This is a genomic window from Rummeliibacillus sp. TYF-LIM-RU47 (genome assembly GCF_008638315.1).
Classification (GTDB): domain Bacteria; phylum Bacillota; class Bacilli; order Bacillales_A; family Planococcaceae; genus Rummeliibacillus; species Rummeliibacillus stabekisii.
On sequence record NZ_VVIR01000009.1, the window covers coordinates 1 to 15,642 of the forward strand.

Annotated in this window: 14 protein-coding genes, 1 tRNA gene, 2 rRNA genes, 1 other RNA gene and 1 other annotated feature; of the genes, 3 read left to right on the forward strand and 15 right to left on the reverse strand. The window is 37.7% G+C overall.

Annotation, left to right across the window (positions count from 1 at the left end; all coding sequences use genetic code 11):
• Positions 1 to 357 precede the first annotated feature (357 nt).
• The 6 genes from F0527_RS16655 to ffs form a co-directional block, all read right to left on the reverse strand.
• Positions 358 to 636, reverse strand: a complete 279-nt coding sequence (locus F0527_RS16655) for a pro-sigmaK processing inhibitor BofA family protein (protein ID WP_150285679.1) — start codon at positions 634 to 636, stop codon at positions 358 to 360.
• A gap of 164 nt (positions 637 to 800) precedes the next feature.
• Positions 801 to 1,013, reverse strand: a complete 213-nt coding sequence (locus F0527_RS16660) for a YaaL family protein (RefSeq protein ID WP_066791250.1) — start codon at positions 1,011 to 1,013, stop codon at positions 801 to 803.
• A 17-nt stretch (positions 1,014 to 1,030) separates the two neighbouring features.
• Positions 1,031 to 1,627 (reverse strand): recombination mediator RecR, encoded by a 597-nt coding sequence (gene recR / locus F0527_RS16665; protein ID WP_066791248.1) that lies wholly within the window; start codon positions 1,625 to 1,627, stop codon positions 1,031 to 1,033.
• Between the two features lie 11 nt (positions 1,628 to 1,638).
• Positions 1,639 to 1,956 carry a YbaB/EbfC family nucleoid-associated protein gene (locus tag F0527_RS16670; protein WP_066791246.1) on the reverse strand — a complete coding sequence of 106 codons (318 nt, stop codon included), beginning with the start codon at positions 1,954 to 1,956 and terminating at the stop codon, positions 1,639 to 1,641.
• 26 nt (positions 1,957 to 1,982) lie between these two features.
• Positions 1,983 to 3,770, reverse strand: a complete 1,788-nt coding sequence (dnaX, locus tag F0527_RS16675; RefSeq protein ID WP_150285680.1) for a DNA polymerase III subunit gamma/tau — start codon at positions 3,768 to 3,770, stop codon at positions 1,983 to 1,985.
• 141 nt (positions 3,771 to 3,911) lie between these two features.
• An RNA gene (gene ffs / locus F0527_RS16680) (signal recognition particle sRNA large type) lies at positions 3,912 to 4,177 on the reverse strand.
• Positions 4,178 to 4,513: 336 nt separating this feature from the next.
• Here ffs and F0527_RS16685 point away from each other — a divergent pair.
• Positions 4,514 to 4,606, forward strand: a tRNA-Ser gene (locus F0527_RS16685).
• A gap of 193 nt (positions 4,607 to 4,799) precedes the next feature.
• On the opposite strand, the gene F0527_RS16690 is transcribed toward F0527_RS16685, so the two are convergent.
• The 3 genes from F0527_RS16690 to F0527_RS16700 all read right to left on the reverse strand — a co-directional run bounded on the left by F0527_RS16690 (position 4,800) and on the right by F0527_RS16700 (position 7,424).
• Complete coding sequence (locus tag F0527_RS16690; RefSeq protein WP_066791238.1) at positions 4,800 to 5,468, reverse strand: deoxynucleoside kinase; 669 nt, start codon at positions 5,466 to 5,468, stop codon at positions 4,800 to 4,802.
• Positions 5,465 to 6,103, reverse strand: a complete 639-nt coding sequence (locus tag F0527_RS16695) for a deoxynucleoside kinase (RefSeq protein ID WP_150285681.1) — start codon at positions 6,101 to 6,103, stop codon at positions 5,465 to 5,467. The genes F0527_RS16690 and F0527_RS16695 overlap by 4 nt, the downstream gene beginning before the upstream one ends.
• Positions 6,104 to 6,278: 175 nt before the next feature.
• Positions 6,279 to 7,424 carry a glycosyl hydrolase family 18 protein gene (locus tag F0527_RS16700; RefSeq protein WP_150285682.1) on the reverse strand — a complete coding sequence of 382 codons (1,146 nt, stop codon included), beginning with the start codon at positions 7,422 to 7,424 and terminating at the stop codon, positions 6,279 to 6,281.
• An 87-nt stretch (positions 7,425 to 7,511) separates the two neighbouring features.
• Between F0527_RS16700 and tadA the strand changes: the two genes are divergently transcribed.
• Positions 7,512 to 7,997 (forward strand): tRNA adenosine(34) deaminase TadA, encoded by a 486-nt coding sequence (gene tadA / locus F0527_RS16705; RefSeq protein ID WP_150285683.1) that lies wholly within the window; start codon positions 7,512 to 7,514, stop codon positions 7,995 to 7,997.
• 48 nt (positions 7,998 to 8,045) lie between these two features.
• Here the strand turns inward: tadA and serS are convergent, their stop codons facing one another.
• Complete coding sequence (serS, locus tag F0527_RS16710; protein WP_150285684.1) at positions 8,046 to 9,326, reverse strand: serine--tRNA ligase; 1,281 nt, start codon at positions 9,324 to 9,326, stop codon at positions 8,046 to 8,048.
• 77 nt (positions 9,327 to 9,403) lie between these two features.
• Positions 9,404 to 9,616: a binding site (T-box leader), on the reverse strand.
• Between the two features lie 285 nt (positions 9,617 to 9,901).
• Between serS and pdxR the strand changes: the two genes are divergently transcribed.
• A complete protein-coding gene (gene pdxR, locus F0527_RS16715; protein WP_150285685.1) occupies positions 9,902 to 11,323 on the forward strand; it encodes a MocR-like pyridoxine biosynthesis transcription factor PdxR in 1,422 nt (473 codons plus the stop codon).
• Between the two features lie 22 nt (positions 11,324 to 11,345).
• Here pdxR and F0527_RS16720 read toward each other — a convergent pair whose 3' ends face one another.
• The 5 genes from F0527_RS16720 to F0527_RS16740 form a co-directional block, all read right to left on the reverse strand.
• Entirely contained in the window at positions 11,346 to 12,608 is a 1,263-nt protein-coding gene (locus F0527_RS16720) for a serine hydrolase (protein WP_251648824.1), read from the reverse strand.
• Positions 12,609 to 12,773: 165 nt separating this feature from the next.
• Positions 12,774 to 14,240, reverse strand: a complete 1,467-nt coding sequence (gene guaB / locus F0527_RS16725; protein ID WP_066791218.1) for an IMP dehydrogenase — start codon at positions 14,238 to 14,240, stop codon at positions 12,774 to 12,776.
• Between the two features lie 103 nt (positions 14,241 to 14,343).
• Positions 14,344 to 14,820, reverse strand: a complete 477-nt coding sequence (locus F0527_RS16730; protein WP_150285687.1) for a glutathione peroxidase — start codon at positions 14,818 to 14,820, stop codon at positions 14,344 to 14,346.
• A 508-nt stretch (positions 14,821 to 15,328) separates the two neighbouring features.
• A 5S ribosomal RNA gene (gene rrf / locus F0527_RS16735) occupies positions 15,329 to 15,444 on the reverse strand.
• Positions 15,445 to 15,556: 112 nt separating this feature from the next.
• Positions 15,557 to 15,642 (reverse strand): 23S ribosomal RNA (locus tag F0527_RS16740); the annotation flags it as partial.

Sequence of the window (15,642 nt, forward strand, 5' to 3'; positions counted from 1 at the left end):
CATAAAAGTGTTTGATTGCTCAAAATTTCACTAGCGCATCATCTTTACGATGATGACTTTAAAACTAACAATTGTTAGTAAGTTTAAATGATTAACATCTTGCTTGTTCAGTTTTCAAGGTTCATGTTGCGCCGTCCTTTTGACGACTTCATAAGTATATCGCAAAAACTTTTATATGTCAACAACTTATCAGAAATAAATTTTCAAAAGTTATTGATGCTTATAAATAAGTTTTTTGCAGTTGCTTATAACAACTTTTATATTATAGCAATATACTTTTGATAATGTCAACCCTTTTATTAACCTTAGACTAACTTATTATGCACCTTGCTCTGTGTCTATACTTTACAATAACCATCATAAGAGAAAATGATTTAATAACGTAAGTGCAATCACAAGGATTGCGCCAGGCATACCTAATATAGCCACAATAAGTATAGAAGCAAAATTCAATGGAACCCAAATTCCGATATATCCCGCTCCGTAAGAAAGCATATACAAGAGGCAGAACGATAATGTTATGCGAAATACTACATTCGATAGTAACTCGAGAATTTTTCGTATCCCCTTTGGTTTCTTAACTAGCAAATAAAAAACAAACAGCACTCCTATTAAACTAATAATTAGTTTAGCCATATACACCACACCTCATTTAAATGTTAGTAGGTATATATGATAGGAATACTGTTATTCATTCATCTTTTTATATATTTTGCAGGTTTACTATTCATTTTTATCAGTAATGAAGCAAATAATCTATTCACTTACTAGTTTGTTAAGAGTTATAGGAAAGAATTTGCTTACTTAATTAAAACCTTGCGGATACGCGCTTCTTTAAATAGATAAAAATGCTTGCTTTCAGCTATTTTCCGTTGAGCTATAATATCCAAGCTATAATCAGCCATTAAGTTTTCCATACTTTGTGCATGCTGCCATTCTTCTTTTGTTTGGCGGATTAAGCTAACTAATTTCTCATCGTATTCTTTTCGAAGCTTAAATTTTTTAAAAAGCATTTTATTCGCACCTCAAATCATAATTCCCGTCTGCCCTCTAATGCTTTGGATAAAGTTACTTCATCCGCATATTCAAGGTCTCCTCCAACTGGAAGGCCATGTGCAATGCGGGTTGTACGAATTCCTGAAGGCTTAATTAGACGTGAGATATACATAGCTGTCGCTTCCCCTTCAATCGTAGGGTTTGTCGCTAAGATTAATTCTTCTACCTCTTCGCTTTGCAGGCGTTTTAAGAGTGAAGGAACATTTATATCTTCTGGACCGATACCATCCATTGGTGATATTGCGCCATGCAACACATGATATAACCCATGGTAATCCTTCATTTTTTCCATAGCAATTACATCTTTCGGATCTTGGACCACACAGATAGTAGAACGGTCCCTTTGTACGTCCTGGCAAATATGGCAAGGGTCTACATCTGTAATATTCCCGCAGACAGAACAATAACTTAGGTTACGTTTTGCATCTACAAGTGCTTTAGCAAAATTCAAGACAGTATCCTCTTGCATCGTTAATACAAAAAACGCCAGGCGGGAGGCAGTCTTTGGCCCGATGCCTGGCAATTTCATAAAGCTATCTATTAATTTGGATATAGGTTCAGGATAATGCAATGTCATTCCCCCTAGAATCCAGGAAGGTTAATTCCCTTAGTAAATTGGCCCATCGTTTCATTCGTTGTTTCTTCAATTTTTGCTAACGCTGCATTTGTTGCAATCACAATCATATCTTGCAATAGTTCTACATCTTCTGGATCTACGATTTCTGGATCAATTACTACTTCTTGTACTTGCTTTTGACCATTTATAACGACTTTGACCAACCCGTTACTAGCAGTTCCTTCAAAAGTTTGTACAGCAAGCTCTTCCTGTGCCTCCATCATTTTCTTTTGCATCTTTTGCATTTGTTTCATCATGTTATTCATATTACCCATTCCACGCATAAATAAATTCCTCCTATAATTGCTTTTTATTCTTCAATAGTAATGAAATCTTTGCCGAACAGCTTTTCCGCTTCCACCACTAAAGGGTCTTCGGATAACAGCTGTTCATCTTCTAATATTGATTGTACAACCTCAGCTTTTTGTTCGCCAGTTGAAGTTTCTTTATCGGTTTCATTATCTGCCACTTTATCCGAATTATGATGCTGGATAAAATCAGCACGTATTCTTTGCCAGTTCTCTTCTGGGACACAGATAACTTGATAATAGTTCCCAGTCATCTCCGCTAAGTGCTGGCTGAAATGTGAAATTAGCTCTTGATTTTCGACTGCCATTTGGCAGTGAATATCATATTTGAATTTTAACACAAAAGCACTGGCTGATGCTGCTACAGGTTCCGCGTCTTCCAATAATGCCGATTGTGATTTAGGTAATCGATTAAGGGATTCTGCCCAGGCACTTTTAATCGATTGGATATCTTGTTTTGTCGCCACTTTTAATACTTCTTGAATTCTCCCTACTGGAACATTAAAACCAGTATTTGCTTTTGCACGTGGGCGCTTCGCCTGCCCACTTCCTTGTGGTTGTGGCTGAACGGTGTTTCCTCCAACCTGCAGTTGTTGAACCAAAGATTCTAAGGCAGCAATTTTTGATTGCATTTCAACAAGCTGTGGCATCTCTACATCCATATTCTCTGAACTTGATGTCACATAGGCTTGTTTTGGCCTTTTATGATTGATCTGCGACATTTTTAATAATGCTGTTTCAAGGTATACCTTTGCATGCAATGAAAGACGCATTTCTTGTTGTGTTTTTGACAGGACATCAATATAACTGTATAGCGTGTCCATTGTAAATTCATTTGCTAGGGTGAGGAATTTCTCATCTGTTGTAGCTAATTCTAGCAAATCTGAAAGGTCAGGAGCAGACTGAATCAATAATAAGTCTCTAAAGAAGGTGATTAAGTCTTCAGAAAGACGGACTGCATCTTTACCTTCATCCATCAGTTGCTCAAGCACATCTAATACGTTTGCTACATCACCTTTAGCTAGATTTTCTGCAAGTGTATAAAAAATATCCTGGCTAATAGATCCCGTAACAAAAAGGGAGTCTTCCAATGTGAGTTTTTCAGCACTAAAACTAACAACTTGATCTAGCATACTGAGTGCATCTCGCATTCCACCGGCAGCCGATTTGGCAATCACCTTTAATGCTTGTTCATCATAAGGAAGGTCTATTTCTTCTAATACTAATTTCATACGCTCTAATATATCTGTCGTAGATAGACGCTTGAAGTCAAATCGTTGGCACCTCGAAATTATAGTAGCAGGTATCTTATGGGGTTCAGTCGTAGCTAATATAAATACAACATGTGGCGGTGGCTCTTCCAATGTTTTTAATAACGCATTAAAGGCACTGGTTGAAAGCATATGCACTTCATCGATTATATAGACTTTATAACGAGCGCTGGCTGGTGCAAAACGAACTTTTTCGATTATGTCTCTTATTTCATCTACGCTTGAATTAGAAGCGGCATCAAACTCAATAACATCTGGGTGCGAACCATTTGTAATACTTTTGCATGTCGCGCATTCATTGCAGGGCTCGGCAGTTGGTGCATGCTCACAATTGATTGTCTTAGCGAATATTTTAGCTGTACTCGTTTTCCCTGTACCACGAGGGCCTGAGAAAAGATAAGCATGCGTTGTTTTGCCAGCTAGGAGGGCATTTTGCAATGTACGCTTTATATGTGACTGTCCTGACATTTCCTTAAAAGACTGCGGACGATAGACACGATAAAAGGCTTGGTAGGACATCAATTTCCTCCCCTTTCTGCCATCATTCATAATAGATTTATTATAGCATAGAACCTTGTTGAAACCTTTATAAGTGTTAGGGAATAAAGAAAAAACTCACTTATCAAAAGATAAGTGAGTTTGAAGTTTGCATATTTAATACCGTGCACCTTTCTTCGACAGCCGTATATAAGCGTTACTCTTGTCGTTAGCTCAGATTAGGCTACCCCGCGGCACATGAATAAGACCACTTAATGCTGCTTCCTTCCGGACCTGACATGGTTCATGGGGATTCATTGCGCAGGACCCAATCGTCAACGCTACGTGCAAGAGGCAGACCAAACATACGGACAACCTCGAAAAGGAATTCAGTCTCGCTAAAGCGGATTGCGAGTTACAGGACACCGCTACCTTCCCACCTAGCACGGCAATTACTAGTATACAAATGTTATGGATGAAAATCAACTATAAAGTAAAGTACGCTTTGTTATGGTCTTTCTTCTTCTTTGTCTGAAGTTGAACGCTCAAGCACTCCTATACTTTTTAGCAACCTCAATCATGTTTAAGACGGTTATATTTCTTGTATTCATCTATATAGTAAGCTACTTTAAAAAAGAATTTTGATAACGTGCCTTCCCACCTATACAAGTATTAGCACTGCCTTTACAAAACCTTGTTTTCCTTCCGAAAAGGCACAATTAATTTGTTGACATTTGAATAATACCGTGTTAAAGTATTCATTGTCAGTAAGATATATTACATTCGGAGGAATACCCAAGTCTGGCTGAAGGGATCGGTCTTGAAAACCGACAGGCGGGTCAAACCGCGCGGGGGTTCGAATCCCTCTTCCTCCTCCATTTTATTTTTAAATTAAACGCGCATAATAATGAGATTGTATCGTTGCTTTTGATTGTAACGATTTTTTCTTTGCCATCTAGCTTAGGCTAGGTGGCTTTCATTTTTTATATTCAAATTCAAATTAAGGCAACTAGTACTGCTATAGATAAAACAGCCAGGGAGAAGTTCAATTCTCTCCCTGGCTGTTTTTTATTATCTGCGTAAATGAGAGGTTTGCTCCATAAAGTGGCCGATTCTCTCTAAAATTGTTTCAATTGTTTGCGGATTTTTCATCAAATCATAATCATTAATATCCAAACGCAATACAGGACAAGCATTGAAATTATCAATCCAATCTTCATAGCGACGATGCATTTCATACCAATATTCTTTATCTGTTTGTTGTTCCATTGGGCGTCCACGTGACTCGATTCTTTCGATAATATCATCAATTGGTCCCTCAAGGTAAATTAGCAAATCAGGATGTGGAAAATATGGTGTCATGACCATTGCATCAAATAAATTGGTGTATGTCTCAAAGTCAACCGGATCCATTGTCCCCTGATCATAATGCATTTTAGCAAATATCCCAGTATCCTCATAGATAGAACGATCTTGTATAAATCCACCGCCGTATTCAAAAATACGCTTTTGCTCTTTAAAGCGTTCAGCAAGGAAGTATATTTGCAAATGGAAACTCCATTTATTAAAGTCATCGTAAAATTTATCAAGATAAGGGTTCGTATCAACTTTCTCAAAAGAAGTGCGGAAATTTAGAGCATTGGCCAGTGCCTTTGTCATAGTAGACTTCCCAACTCCTACAGTTCCTGCAATAGTAATCACAGCATTCGATGGGATGCCGTATTTTTCTCTCAAATTCATCCTTTCAAGCTCCTTTTTGTTAGCTTTTCTTCAATGGTATAAAGAATTTCCTTTAAATCATGGTCGTATTTCACAAAATCTAGTTGGTCTCCATTGAAACGTATGACAGGAATATCAGGATGCTCTTTTTCAAAAGTGTTGATAAAGGTATGATAATCTTCTACCAGCTGCTCCATGTATTCTCTTGAAATCATTTTTTCAAAATCTCGTCCTCTCATTGCGATCCGCTTCATCAATGTGTCGACGCTCGCATATAAATAAACCACAATGTTAGGTTGAATCAAATCTTTCGTTAAAATTTTATATATCTCTTTATACTTGTTAAACTCACCGGGTGGTAAAGTTCTTTGAGCAAATATAAGATTTTTAAAAATATGATAATCAGCTACAACAGGGCTATTACTTTCTGTCATATACTTTTTGATATCATTTAATTGTTTATAGCGATTGCATAAGAAGAACATTTCCGTTTGAAAGCTCCACTCATCAATATCCTCATAAAATTTATTTAAAAAGGGATTTTCGTCCACTATCTCTTTCAATAAATGAATATTAAAAGCATCGGAAATATTTTTGGATAGTGAAGTTTTCCCTACACCAATAGGCCCCTCAACCGTAATAAACGGTACTGGCATCAGAAGACCTCCTCGCTTATCTCTTTAGTCAATGAATATAATTTTAACACAAGAGATATAGCATGGACAGTCCAAGTCTTTTTTTGTTTTAAACTATGTATTTTTAGAAAATAAAAAAAACCTTGGCTTTCACCAAGGCTGTTTTCCCTTTTAATGTCCATCAGAATGAAAGAGATCAGAAAAGATGTTTCACGTGAAACTTTTGTTGTAATAGTGCCCAATTTTGAGGAAACGAAAAGCCTAGATGCCAATAAGCAATTCCCCTTAATCCCAATTCCTCTAAAAGTTCAAATTTTGCTTCGATTGATCTTGCATCTTCAAACCATACAACATGTTCGACTCCATTTTTCCAGTAGTGAAAATATGGAGCTTGTGCCACTGTATCATAAGATATGGCAGCATTATTCTGTTTTGCTACTTCTATGGCATATTGAGAGCTTACTGCAACAGCATTTGGGTTACCTACTTTATATGGCAACTTCCAGTCATAACCGTATAAGTTTTGGCCCATCATAATCTTTGAGGCTGGCATTTCGCTGATTGCATATTCTAATACTTGTCTCACTGGATGGATCGGCGATACTGCCATTGGTGGTCCGCCGCTATACCCCCACTCATATGTCATGATTACAACAAAATCTACAGTTTCTCCAATTCCCTTATAATCGTGCCCACCATACCACTTACTGCTTTGGCTTGCACTTGTTTTGGGTGCTAATGCAGCAGAAACAGTTAGTCCTGCCGGATGAGCTCTAGCTACAAGCCTTTTTAGCATAGCTACATATAAATCCTTATCTTCAGGCGGCAAATATTCAAAGTCTACATGTATATCTCTTGCATTATGCAATTTTGCCTCACTTAGCGCAGCATCCATCATCACATCTTGTAATGCTTCACTCGTTAAAATGTCATGAGCTAATGTATCACTAAATGCCCCATTCTCAATATTCGTTAAAACTACTGCACTGGCTGTCCGATTAGCTGTAGCGATTTCCCCTAAATTTCCCCACTCAAGGCCTGTTAAAGTCCCGTCTCTTTTTACTTCATAAGCGAATGGCATCATATAGGTAAGCAACGGACCTCTCTTTCTTACCTCTTGTGATAATCGAGCAGGCACTTGCTGTGTATACCATTCTGCATAGCCATTCGTTTCAATGGTCTTACGATTTACATTCAATTTTTCCGGTAATACAAGAGTTTGTCCAACGACTAAAACATCTGGGTTTGGTAATTCATTTAATGCAGCTATGGCAGCAGCGGTTGTATTATGTTCTCTTGCAATTTTATATAAGCTGTCACCTTGCTTTACAACATAGATCAAAGAAAGCCTCCTCTATTTCTTCATGTGGAATAATATATGCATCCTGGCAGCTAAACATGCTAAACTATTTGACAAGGAGCGTGTTTCATGAATACTGATCACTATTTTATGGAGATGGCAATAGAAGAAGCAAAGAAGGCAGAGGCCTTGGGAGAAGTGCCTATTGGAGCAATCATCGTACAGCATGGCACAGTTATTGCAAAAGCACATAATCTGCGCGAAACAACACAAAATGCGGTTACTCATGCCGAACTCATGGCCATTCAAGATGCATGCAAATCCTTTGGAAGTTTTCGATTAGAAGAGACAACATTATATGTCACACTAGAACCTTGCCCTATGTGTGCAGGAGCTATTTTACAATCACGAATTCCCCGTGTTGTCTATGGTGCACGAGACCCTAAAGCTGGCTGCGTAGATTCTCTTTACCATCTTTTAAATGACAGCCGCTTTAATCATGAATGCGAAGTAACGGAAGGCGTTATGGGTGCAGAATGCGGTCAATTATTATCCAGCTTTTTTAAAGAGTTGCGTGCAAAGAAAAAAGCAAAACGTTTAGCTGATAAAAAATAGTAAAAAAGCGATCTGCATGTAATGGCAGATCGCTTTTTTATATCAATTTTACTTAGGAGCGATTTGTGTCAAACCACCCATATATGGTACTAACACTTCTGGTATTTTCACACTGCCATCTGCTTGTTGGTAATTTTCCAAAATAGCAGCTACAGTACGACCGATAGCTAAGCCAGAACCATTTAATGTATGCACATATTCAGGCTTTGCACCTGGTTCGCGGCGGAAGCGAATGTTCGCGCGGCGAGCTTGGAAGTCTTCAAAGTTTGAACAAGAAGAAATTTCTCGATACATGTTTTGCGTAGGGATCCATACTTCTAAATCATACTTTTTAGCAGCAGTAAATCCTAAGTCAGCTGTACACATTTTTAATTTGCGGTACGGCAGTTCTAGTAATTGAAGTACTTCCTCTGCATGGCCAGTTAGCTTTTCCAATTCATTATAAGATTCTTCTGGCTTTGTGAAGCGTACTAATTCAACCTTGTTGAATTGATGTTGGCGAATCAGACCTCTTGTATCACGACCAGCAGAACCTGCTTCTGAACGGAAACATGCACTAAATGCTGTAAATGCTTGAGGTAACTGAGATCCATCAATAATCTCATCACGATAAAAATTAGTTACTGGCACCTCAGCTGTAGGAATTAAGAAATAATCTTCTTTCTCTATAAGGAAAGCATCTTCTTCAAATTTTGGAAGTTGACCTGTGCCTGTCAAGCTTGCACGGTTAGCCATATAAGGAGGCAGAAGTTCCTCATAATCATGTTTATCTGCATGAAGATCCATCATAAAGTTCCAAAGTGCGCGTTCAAGACGTGCGCCAAGACCACGATAAAAGACGAATCGGCTACCAGTAACTTTACCAGCACGTTCAAAATCAATAATGCCAAGGTCTGTACCTAGATCCCAGTGTGGCTTTGCTTCAAAGTCAAATGTTGGAATTTCGCCCCATTTTAAAATCTCTTCATTGTCGTCTTCAGTATCGCCAACAGGAACACTTTCATGTGGGATATTAGGAAGACGCATCATCATATCGTTAAACTTTTCTTCAACTTCATTGAGCTCTGCATCTAACTTTTTGATTTCATCGCCCACTTCTCTCATACGGGCAATTTCTTCATCTGCATTTTCTTTATTACGCTTTTTTAATGCGATGGCTTCAGAAGCTTTATTACGGTCAGCCTTTAATACTTCCGTTTTAGCAATTAAATCACGACGTTGTTGATCCCATTCCTCAAAGTGATCAATTGTGCCAAGATCTTCATTACGGTGTGAAAGCTTTTCTTTAATTTCCGCATAATTGTCGCGGACACGTTTAATATCTAGCATGTGTAATTCCTCCTAATTGTTATTAATCGATGACCGAGAGCAGTGAATTAATGGACGCAAAAAAGCCCTCATCCCCATGAAGGGACGAGAGCATACCCGCGTTGCCACCCTAATTGACTAGACCAATGCCTAATCCACTCATTTTGTAACGGCTATTAACCGGCTGCAGCCTACTAACGTTCAGCTGAGCAACTCAAGGACGGATTCACAAGTGTTTTTATCGATTCGCACCTACCATCGACTCTCTTAAAAAAAACGTGCCTGCTACTGCTTCCTATCATCGTGTTAAATTATAATTAATCATACTTTACAATACATCTAAAGGTTATGCAAGCATTGCAAGCTTGATTACTTTAAAAAAATTAACAACATATGTATTTTCAGTACAGTACAAGCCTTCTCCATTAATATAGCATGCTTGATATGGTATTCTCCCACTGTCCTATATCTCTTTATTCCTGTTACATCATCCTTTCAACCCACAAACAAAACAAGTATGATGTAAGTAAGAAAATTGACCCTGCGAAAGTTCACAGAAACCCTATTTCTATACGGTCAGTTAGGAGTGATAAAGTATGGATATGTTGATGATTCAATTAGAAAAAGATACATCAATTCCTCTTTATGAACAGCTTTATGAAAAAATAAAAAAAGGAATTATCGATGGCACAATCTCTGTACGTACAAAGCTACCATCCAAAAGAAAGCTCTCTGAATTTTTATCTATTAGCCAAACAACAGTTGAACTGGCTTATGCGCAGTTATTAGCGGAAGGCTATATTATATCCAAGCCTCGCGTCGGTTTCTTTGTAGAAGCAATAGAAGAATTGGCCTATGTAGAGAAAGCTGTCGCACATCCAACTCTAAAGACTTCCGCGAATCCTGAAGTTTATATTGATTTTAATCCAGGCTCTATCGATACTGAAGCTTTTCCTTTTGCTGCATGGAGAAAGTATGCAAAGGACGCAATTGATCTGCATCAAAAAGAGCTTCTGTTGCTAGGCTCTCCTCAAGGAGAATTAGAATTGAGAGAAGAAATTTCAAGCTATTTATACCAGTCTAGAGGCGTTCTATGCTCACCAGAACAAATAGTCATTGGTTCTGGGACTGAGCAGCTCTTGCCTATGATTATGAAGCTTTTAGGGGAGAAAAATTGCTATGCGATTGAAAATCCAGGCTATACATTAACCCACTATATTTTTGACCAGTCTTATCAGCAAATAATCCCTATTAATGTAGATCAGGATGGGATGAAAATACAACAACTTGAACAAACAGACGCCAATGTTGCCTATATTACTCCTTCTCATCAATTCCCTACTGGTGCTGTGCTATCTGCTTCACGACGTTTCCAATTATTGAATTGGGCAGCCCAAGATAAAAAGCGTTTTATTATTGAAGATGATTATGATAGTGAATTCCGTTATATTGGCAAACCTATTGCTTCACTACAAGGGATGGATCGTCTGAATAAGGTGATTTATCTCAGCACCTTTTCAAAATCATTAATGCCATCTTTGCGGATAGCCTATTTTGTTCTACCTAGAGAACTATTGCCTATATACTACAAGATGTTCAGCTATTATACATCGACTGTTCCACGCTTCGAGCAATATATATTGGCTCAATTTATGAAGGAAGGGCATTTCTCCAAACATTTGAATCGCATGCGGAAAATTTACCGCAAAAAGCTAGAGAAGCTCACTCTTTCCCTGACACCATATGCACCCAGTGTCTCCATCTCTGGTGAACAGGCGGGAATGCATGTAGTGTTAACTGTGAACCATCAATTAAACGCTCAGACTCTTAGCGAAAGGGCTTTGCAAAATGGCATAAGAATTATACCCATTACTAATTATATGATCACACCAACTATAGAAAATCGGGGTAACCAATTTCTTTTAGGCTTTGGCGGTTTAGTTGAAGACCAAATATCTTATGCAATTGAACAGCTAATGAATTGCTGGGAAATTCAAAAACAAGTAAAAAGGGATTGACTGAATAGTCAATCCCTCATAATTAAAATAGTCCTTTGAAAAAACTTCCGACCTTTTTAAATGTTAACGATATAAAGCCGGCTTTTTCCACAGTCTCTGTAGTTACTACTTTGGCATTTGCTGAAGTGCCATCAATAAAGCCATAATCTTTGCCTGACTTTTTATTGATTTTAACATGTCCAACAACAGTTCCCTTTTTAACAGGGGCATTTAAGGATTTTTTATCTACTACTAGCTTAGCAGTATAATCATCTGCTTCACTTGTTTTAACCATCATTGAAATGGCATCTTTTGTAGCAACTTTTACACTCTTCTCTTTACCCTCTTTTATAGCCACTGATTTTTGATTTTTAAATACATGGCCTGCAGGTAAGATTTCTTCAGTTGTGAATTGTCCAAAACCATAATCAAATAATGTTTTAGCTGCATCAAAACGTGCTTTATGACGATCTCCATTGTTACCTTCTGCATGCATGACCACAGCAATCAAGCGAGTGCCATTGCGTTTGGCTGTACCTGTGAAACATTGGCCAGCATAATCAGTAGTACCGGTTTTTAGTCCATCCACACCTTCATAATGATAAACTAAACCAGGTAACATAAAGTTCCAGTTATCCATTTTAATTGCATCGTCTGTTCCTGCACGGAAAGTCTTGCGGGGAATGCTTGATGTTTCTAGAACTTCTGGATGGTCTTTTAATAGATGATAGGCTAGGCGGGCAACAGATGTTGCAGGCATTTTGTTTTCATCACTCTCAGAAGTGCCTGTTGGCTGCATACCTTGTAATTGTTCATTATTTAAACCTGTAGAGTTAACAAAGTGGTAATTCTTCAGGCCCAATTCTTTTGCCTTTTTCTTCATTAAAGATAAAAATTCAGTTTCAGAACCTGCAATTGTTTCAGCAATTGCAATGGTAGCTGCATTTGCAGAATAGATAGCCATTGCTTCATATAATTCTTTGATTGTATATTCTCCATCTGCTCGTAATGGAACATTACTCAAAGCACGGTCTTGTGAGATTTTATAAGCATAATCAGACACTTTATACTTTTGATCCCATTTTACTTTTCCATCATTAATCGCATCAAGTAAGATGTATTCAGTCATCATTTTTGTCATGCTGGCAATCCCAAGAGCTTGCTTAGCATTTTTTTCATACAATATTTTCCCTGAATCCGCATCAACTAAAATCGCCGCTTTTACATTCAACCCTAGGTTGTCCGCTGCACTAGCCTTCGTTCCTACTAGGGTAAAACTGCTAAGTACCATGACTACTGCTAGCATAATACTCAAAATTTTACTGATCCTACCTTTTTTCACCATTCTACCTCCGTTAATATATACTTATCTCGCTAATTTTAACATAGAATAGTGGAATACAATAGACAGTTATCAAAAACACCCATTCTGCATCAATTGAACATGCAAAATGGGTGAAAAGGCTGATACTTATAGTAGTGAATAGTTTGGTGCTTCTTTTGTAATTTGAACATCATGTGGATGGCTTTCTTTCAAGCCAGCCCCTGTCATGCGGACAAATTGAGCATTTTCTCTTAAATCTTGTAAATCTTTTGTACCGCAATAACCCATACCTGAACGGACACCGCCAAGCAATTGGTGAATCGTATCAGCAAGAGGCCCTTTATATGGCAAACGGCCTTCAATGCCTTCTGGTACTAATTTTTTTGCATTTTCTTGGAAGTAACGATCTTTTGAACCGTTCTCCATTGCAGCAACAGAACCCATACCACGATATACTTTAAAGCGACGGCCTTGGAAAATTTCTGTTTCTCCCGGAGATTCTGTAGTACCTGCTAGTAAGCTTCCTAACATAACTGTATGTCCGCCAGCAGCTAACGCTTTAATAATATCTCCAGAATATTTAATACCACCATCTGCTATTATCGTTTTCCCTTGGCGTCTTGCTTCTGTTGCGCAATCGTAGACAGCCGTAATTTGAGGTACACCTACACCAGCTACAACACGAGTTGTACAAATTGAACCAGGTCCGATTCCTACTTTGACAACATCTGCGCCTGCTTCGTACAAGGCTTTCGTCCCTTCCTGTGTAGCAACGTTACCTGCAACGATAACTAAATCAGGATAAGCTTCACGAATGGCTTTTACTTGTCTTAATACGCCTTCAGAATGGCCGTGAGCTGTATCAATTACAATAACGTCTACCTGTGCTTCCACAAGCTTCTTAATCCGCATCATCACATCTGATGTTACACCAACCGCTGCTCCTACAAGTAAACGGCCATGTTCATCTTTTGCAGCATTCGGATATTCCGTTACCTTTTCAATATCCTTAATTGTAATTAATCCAGTTAATAAACCTTCTTCATCGACAATTGGAAGCTTTTCGATTTTGTATTTTTGTAACATCTTTTCAGCTTCTTCTAAAGTAGTGCCAACAGGAGTTGTAATAAGATTTTCTTTAGTCATGACTTCATCAATTTTTATTGAGTAATCTTGTACAAAGCGCAAATCACGGTTTGTAATAATTCCGACTAATTTTCGGTCTTCCATCGTATTCACAATTGGTACACCAGAAATACGGTATTTACCCATTAAGTGTTCCGCATCAAATACTTGGTGAGAAGGCGTTAAGAAAAATGGATTGGTGATAACACCATTTTCAGATCGTTTAACTTTTTCTACTTGTTCTGCTTGTTCTTCAATACTCATATTTTTATGGATAATTCCAAGGCCACCTTGACGAGCCATCGCAATTGCCATAGGTGATTCTGTTACCGTATCCATCCCTGCACTGATAATCGGGATATTTAATTTAATCTTGGATGTTAGATTTACTGATAAATCAACTTCCTTTGGCAATACTTCGGAATGTGCTGGTACAAGCAATACATCATCAAATGTTAAACCTTCTTTGGCAAATTTAGTTTCCCACATTTCTTAAACTCCTCCTACAAAAAAGATATTAATTGTAAGATTAACAACGTAGGCAATTAGTTGTCAAGGAGTCAGCCATAAGAAAGACTATTATGATTTTTCATTATAATAAGTTTTTTAAGTCATCCTCTATTTTTGTAGGGGAAGTTTGCGGTGCATATCTTGCAATGACTTCTCCTTCAGAGCCAATTAAAAACTTAGTAAAGTTCCACTTTATATTATCTGTGAAGAGACCTTTCTTTTCAGAAGTCAGATATTGAAACAACGGTGAAGCGTTTTCACCCTTAACATCTACTTTTGCAAACATGGGAAATTGTACATTGTAATTCATTTGGCAATAAGCAATTGTTTTATCAATATTGTTGAATTCTTGATGATTGAATTGACTACAGGGAAAACCTAGAACAGTAAAACCTTGATCCTTATATTTATCATATAACTCCTGTAGTTCTTTAAATTGTGGCGTAAAACCACATTTGCTTGCTGTATTTACAATCAACATAGGTGAGCCTTTAAATTCACTTAATGATTGATCTTCCCCATCTGCTTTTTTGACTACAAAATCATAAATGCTCGTCATTTCGCTTCCCCTCTCTATTTTACCGTCCCATTAAAACGTTCTACTCATCATAGAGCCTATCCTTTATCTCTCTTCATATAAGCTCAAACTATTTATTTTATATTTATTTTTAATGTTATCACTAATGTATTCTTTATTCTTTCTATATACAACAAAAATAGCTTAATAGATATATTCCTGTATCAAGAAAAAGTAAACATAGAGATAAAGAGAAGTATAATTTTATAGTGCTAATTTCCAGCTTAGTTGCAATAGATGCAACTAATTCTATAAATCATTGAAACAGATAACTACAAAAAGTGGAGTTAAACAAGCCTTAACAGGCTTTATTACCTTTAAGCGTGTAAATGGTAATGAATAATGCATGGTCAACACTTACAGAGATATATAGCTGAGGAATATAGCTGAGGAATATAAATATGAGGTAATTTATTTGTATTGGATATGGGTGAGCTATATTTTTTTATAAACAAAAAAGTGCAACTGATAAATCAGCTGCACTTTCTTTGCCTAGCAACGTCCTACTCTCGCAGGGGGAAGCCCCCAACTACCATCGGCGCTAAAGAGCTTAACTTCCGTGTTCGGCATGGGAACGGGTGTGACCTCTTTGCCATCATTACTAGACTTACGGCTTCCAATACACATCGCACTACTGCTCGTGTCTTGAAATCCTTTTTATTGAAAGAAAATTGTTCTTTCAAAACTGGATAAACGGGAATTGAAGGTTCTTAAGAATTTGGTTAAGTCCTCGATCGATTAGTATTCGTCAGCTCCATGTGTCGCCACACTTCCACCTCGAACCTATCTACCTCATCGTCTTTG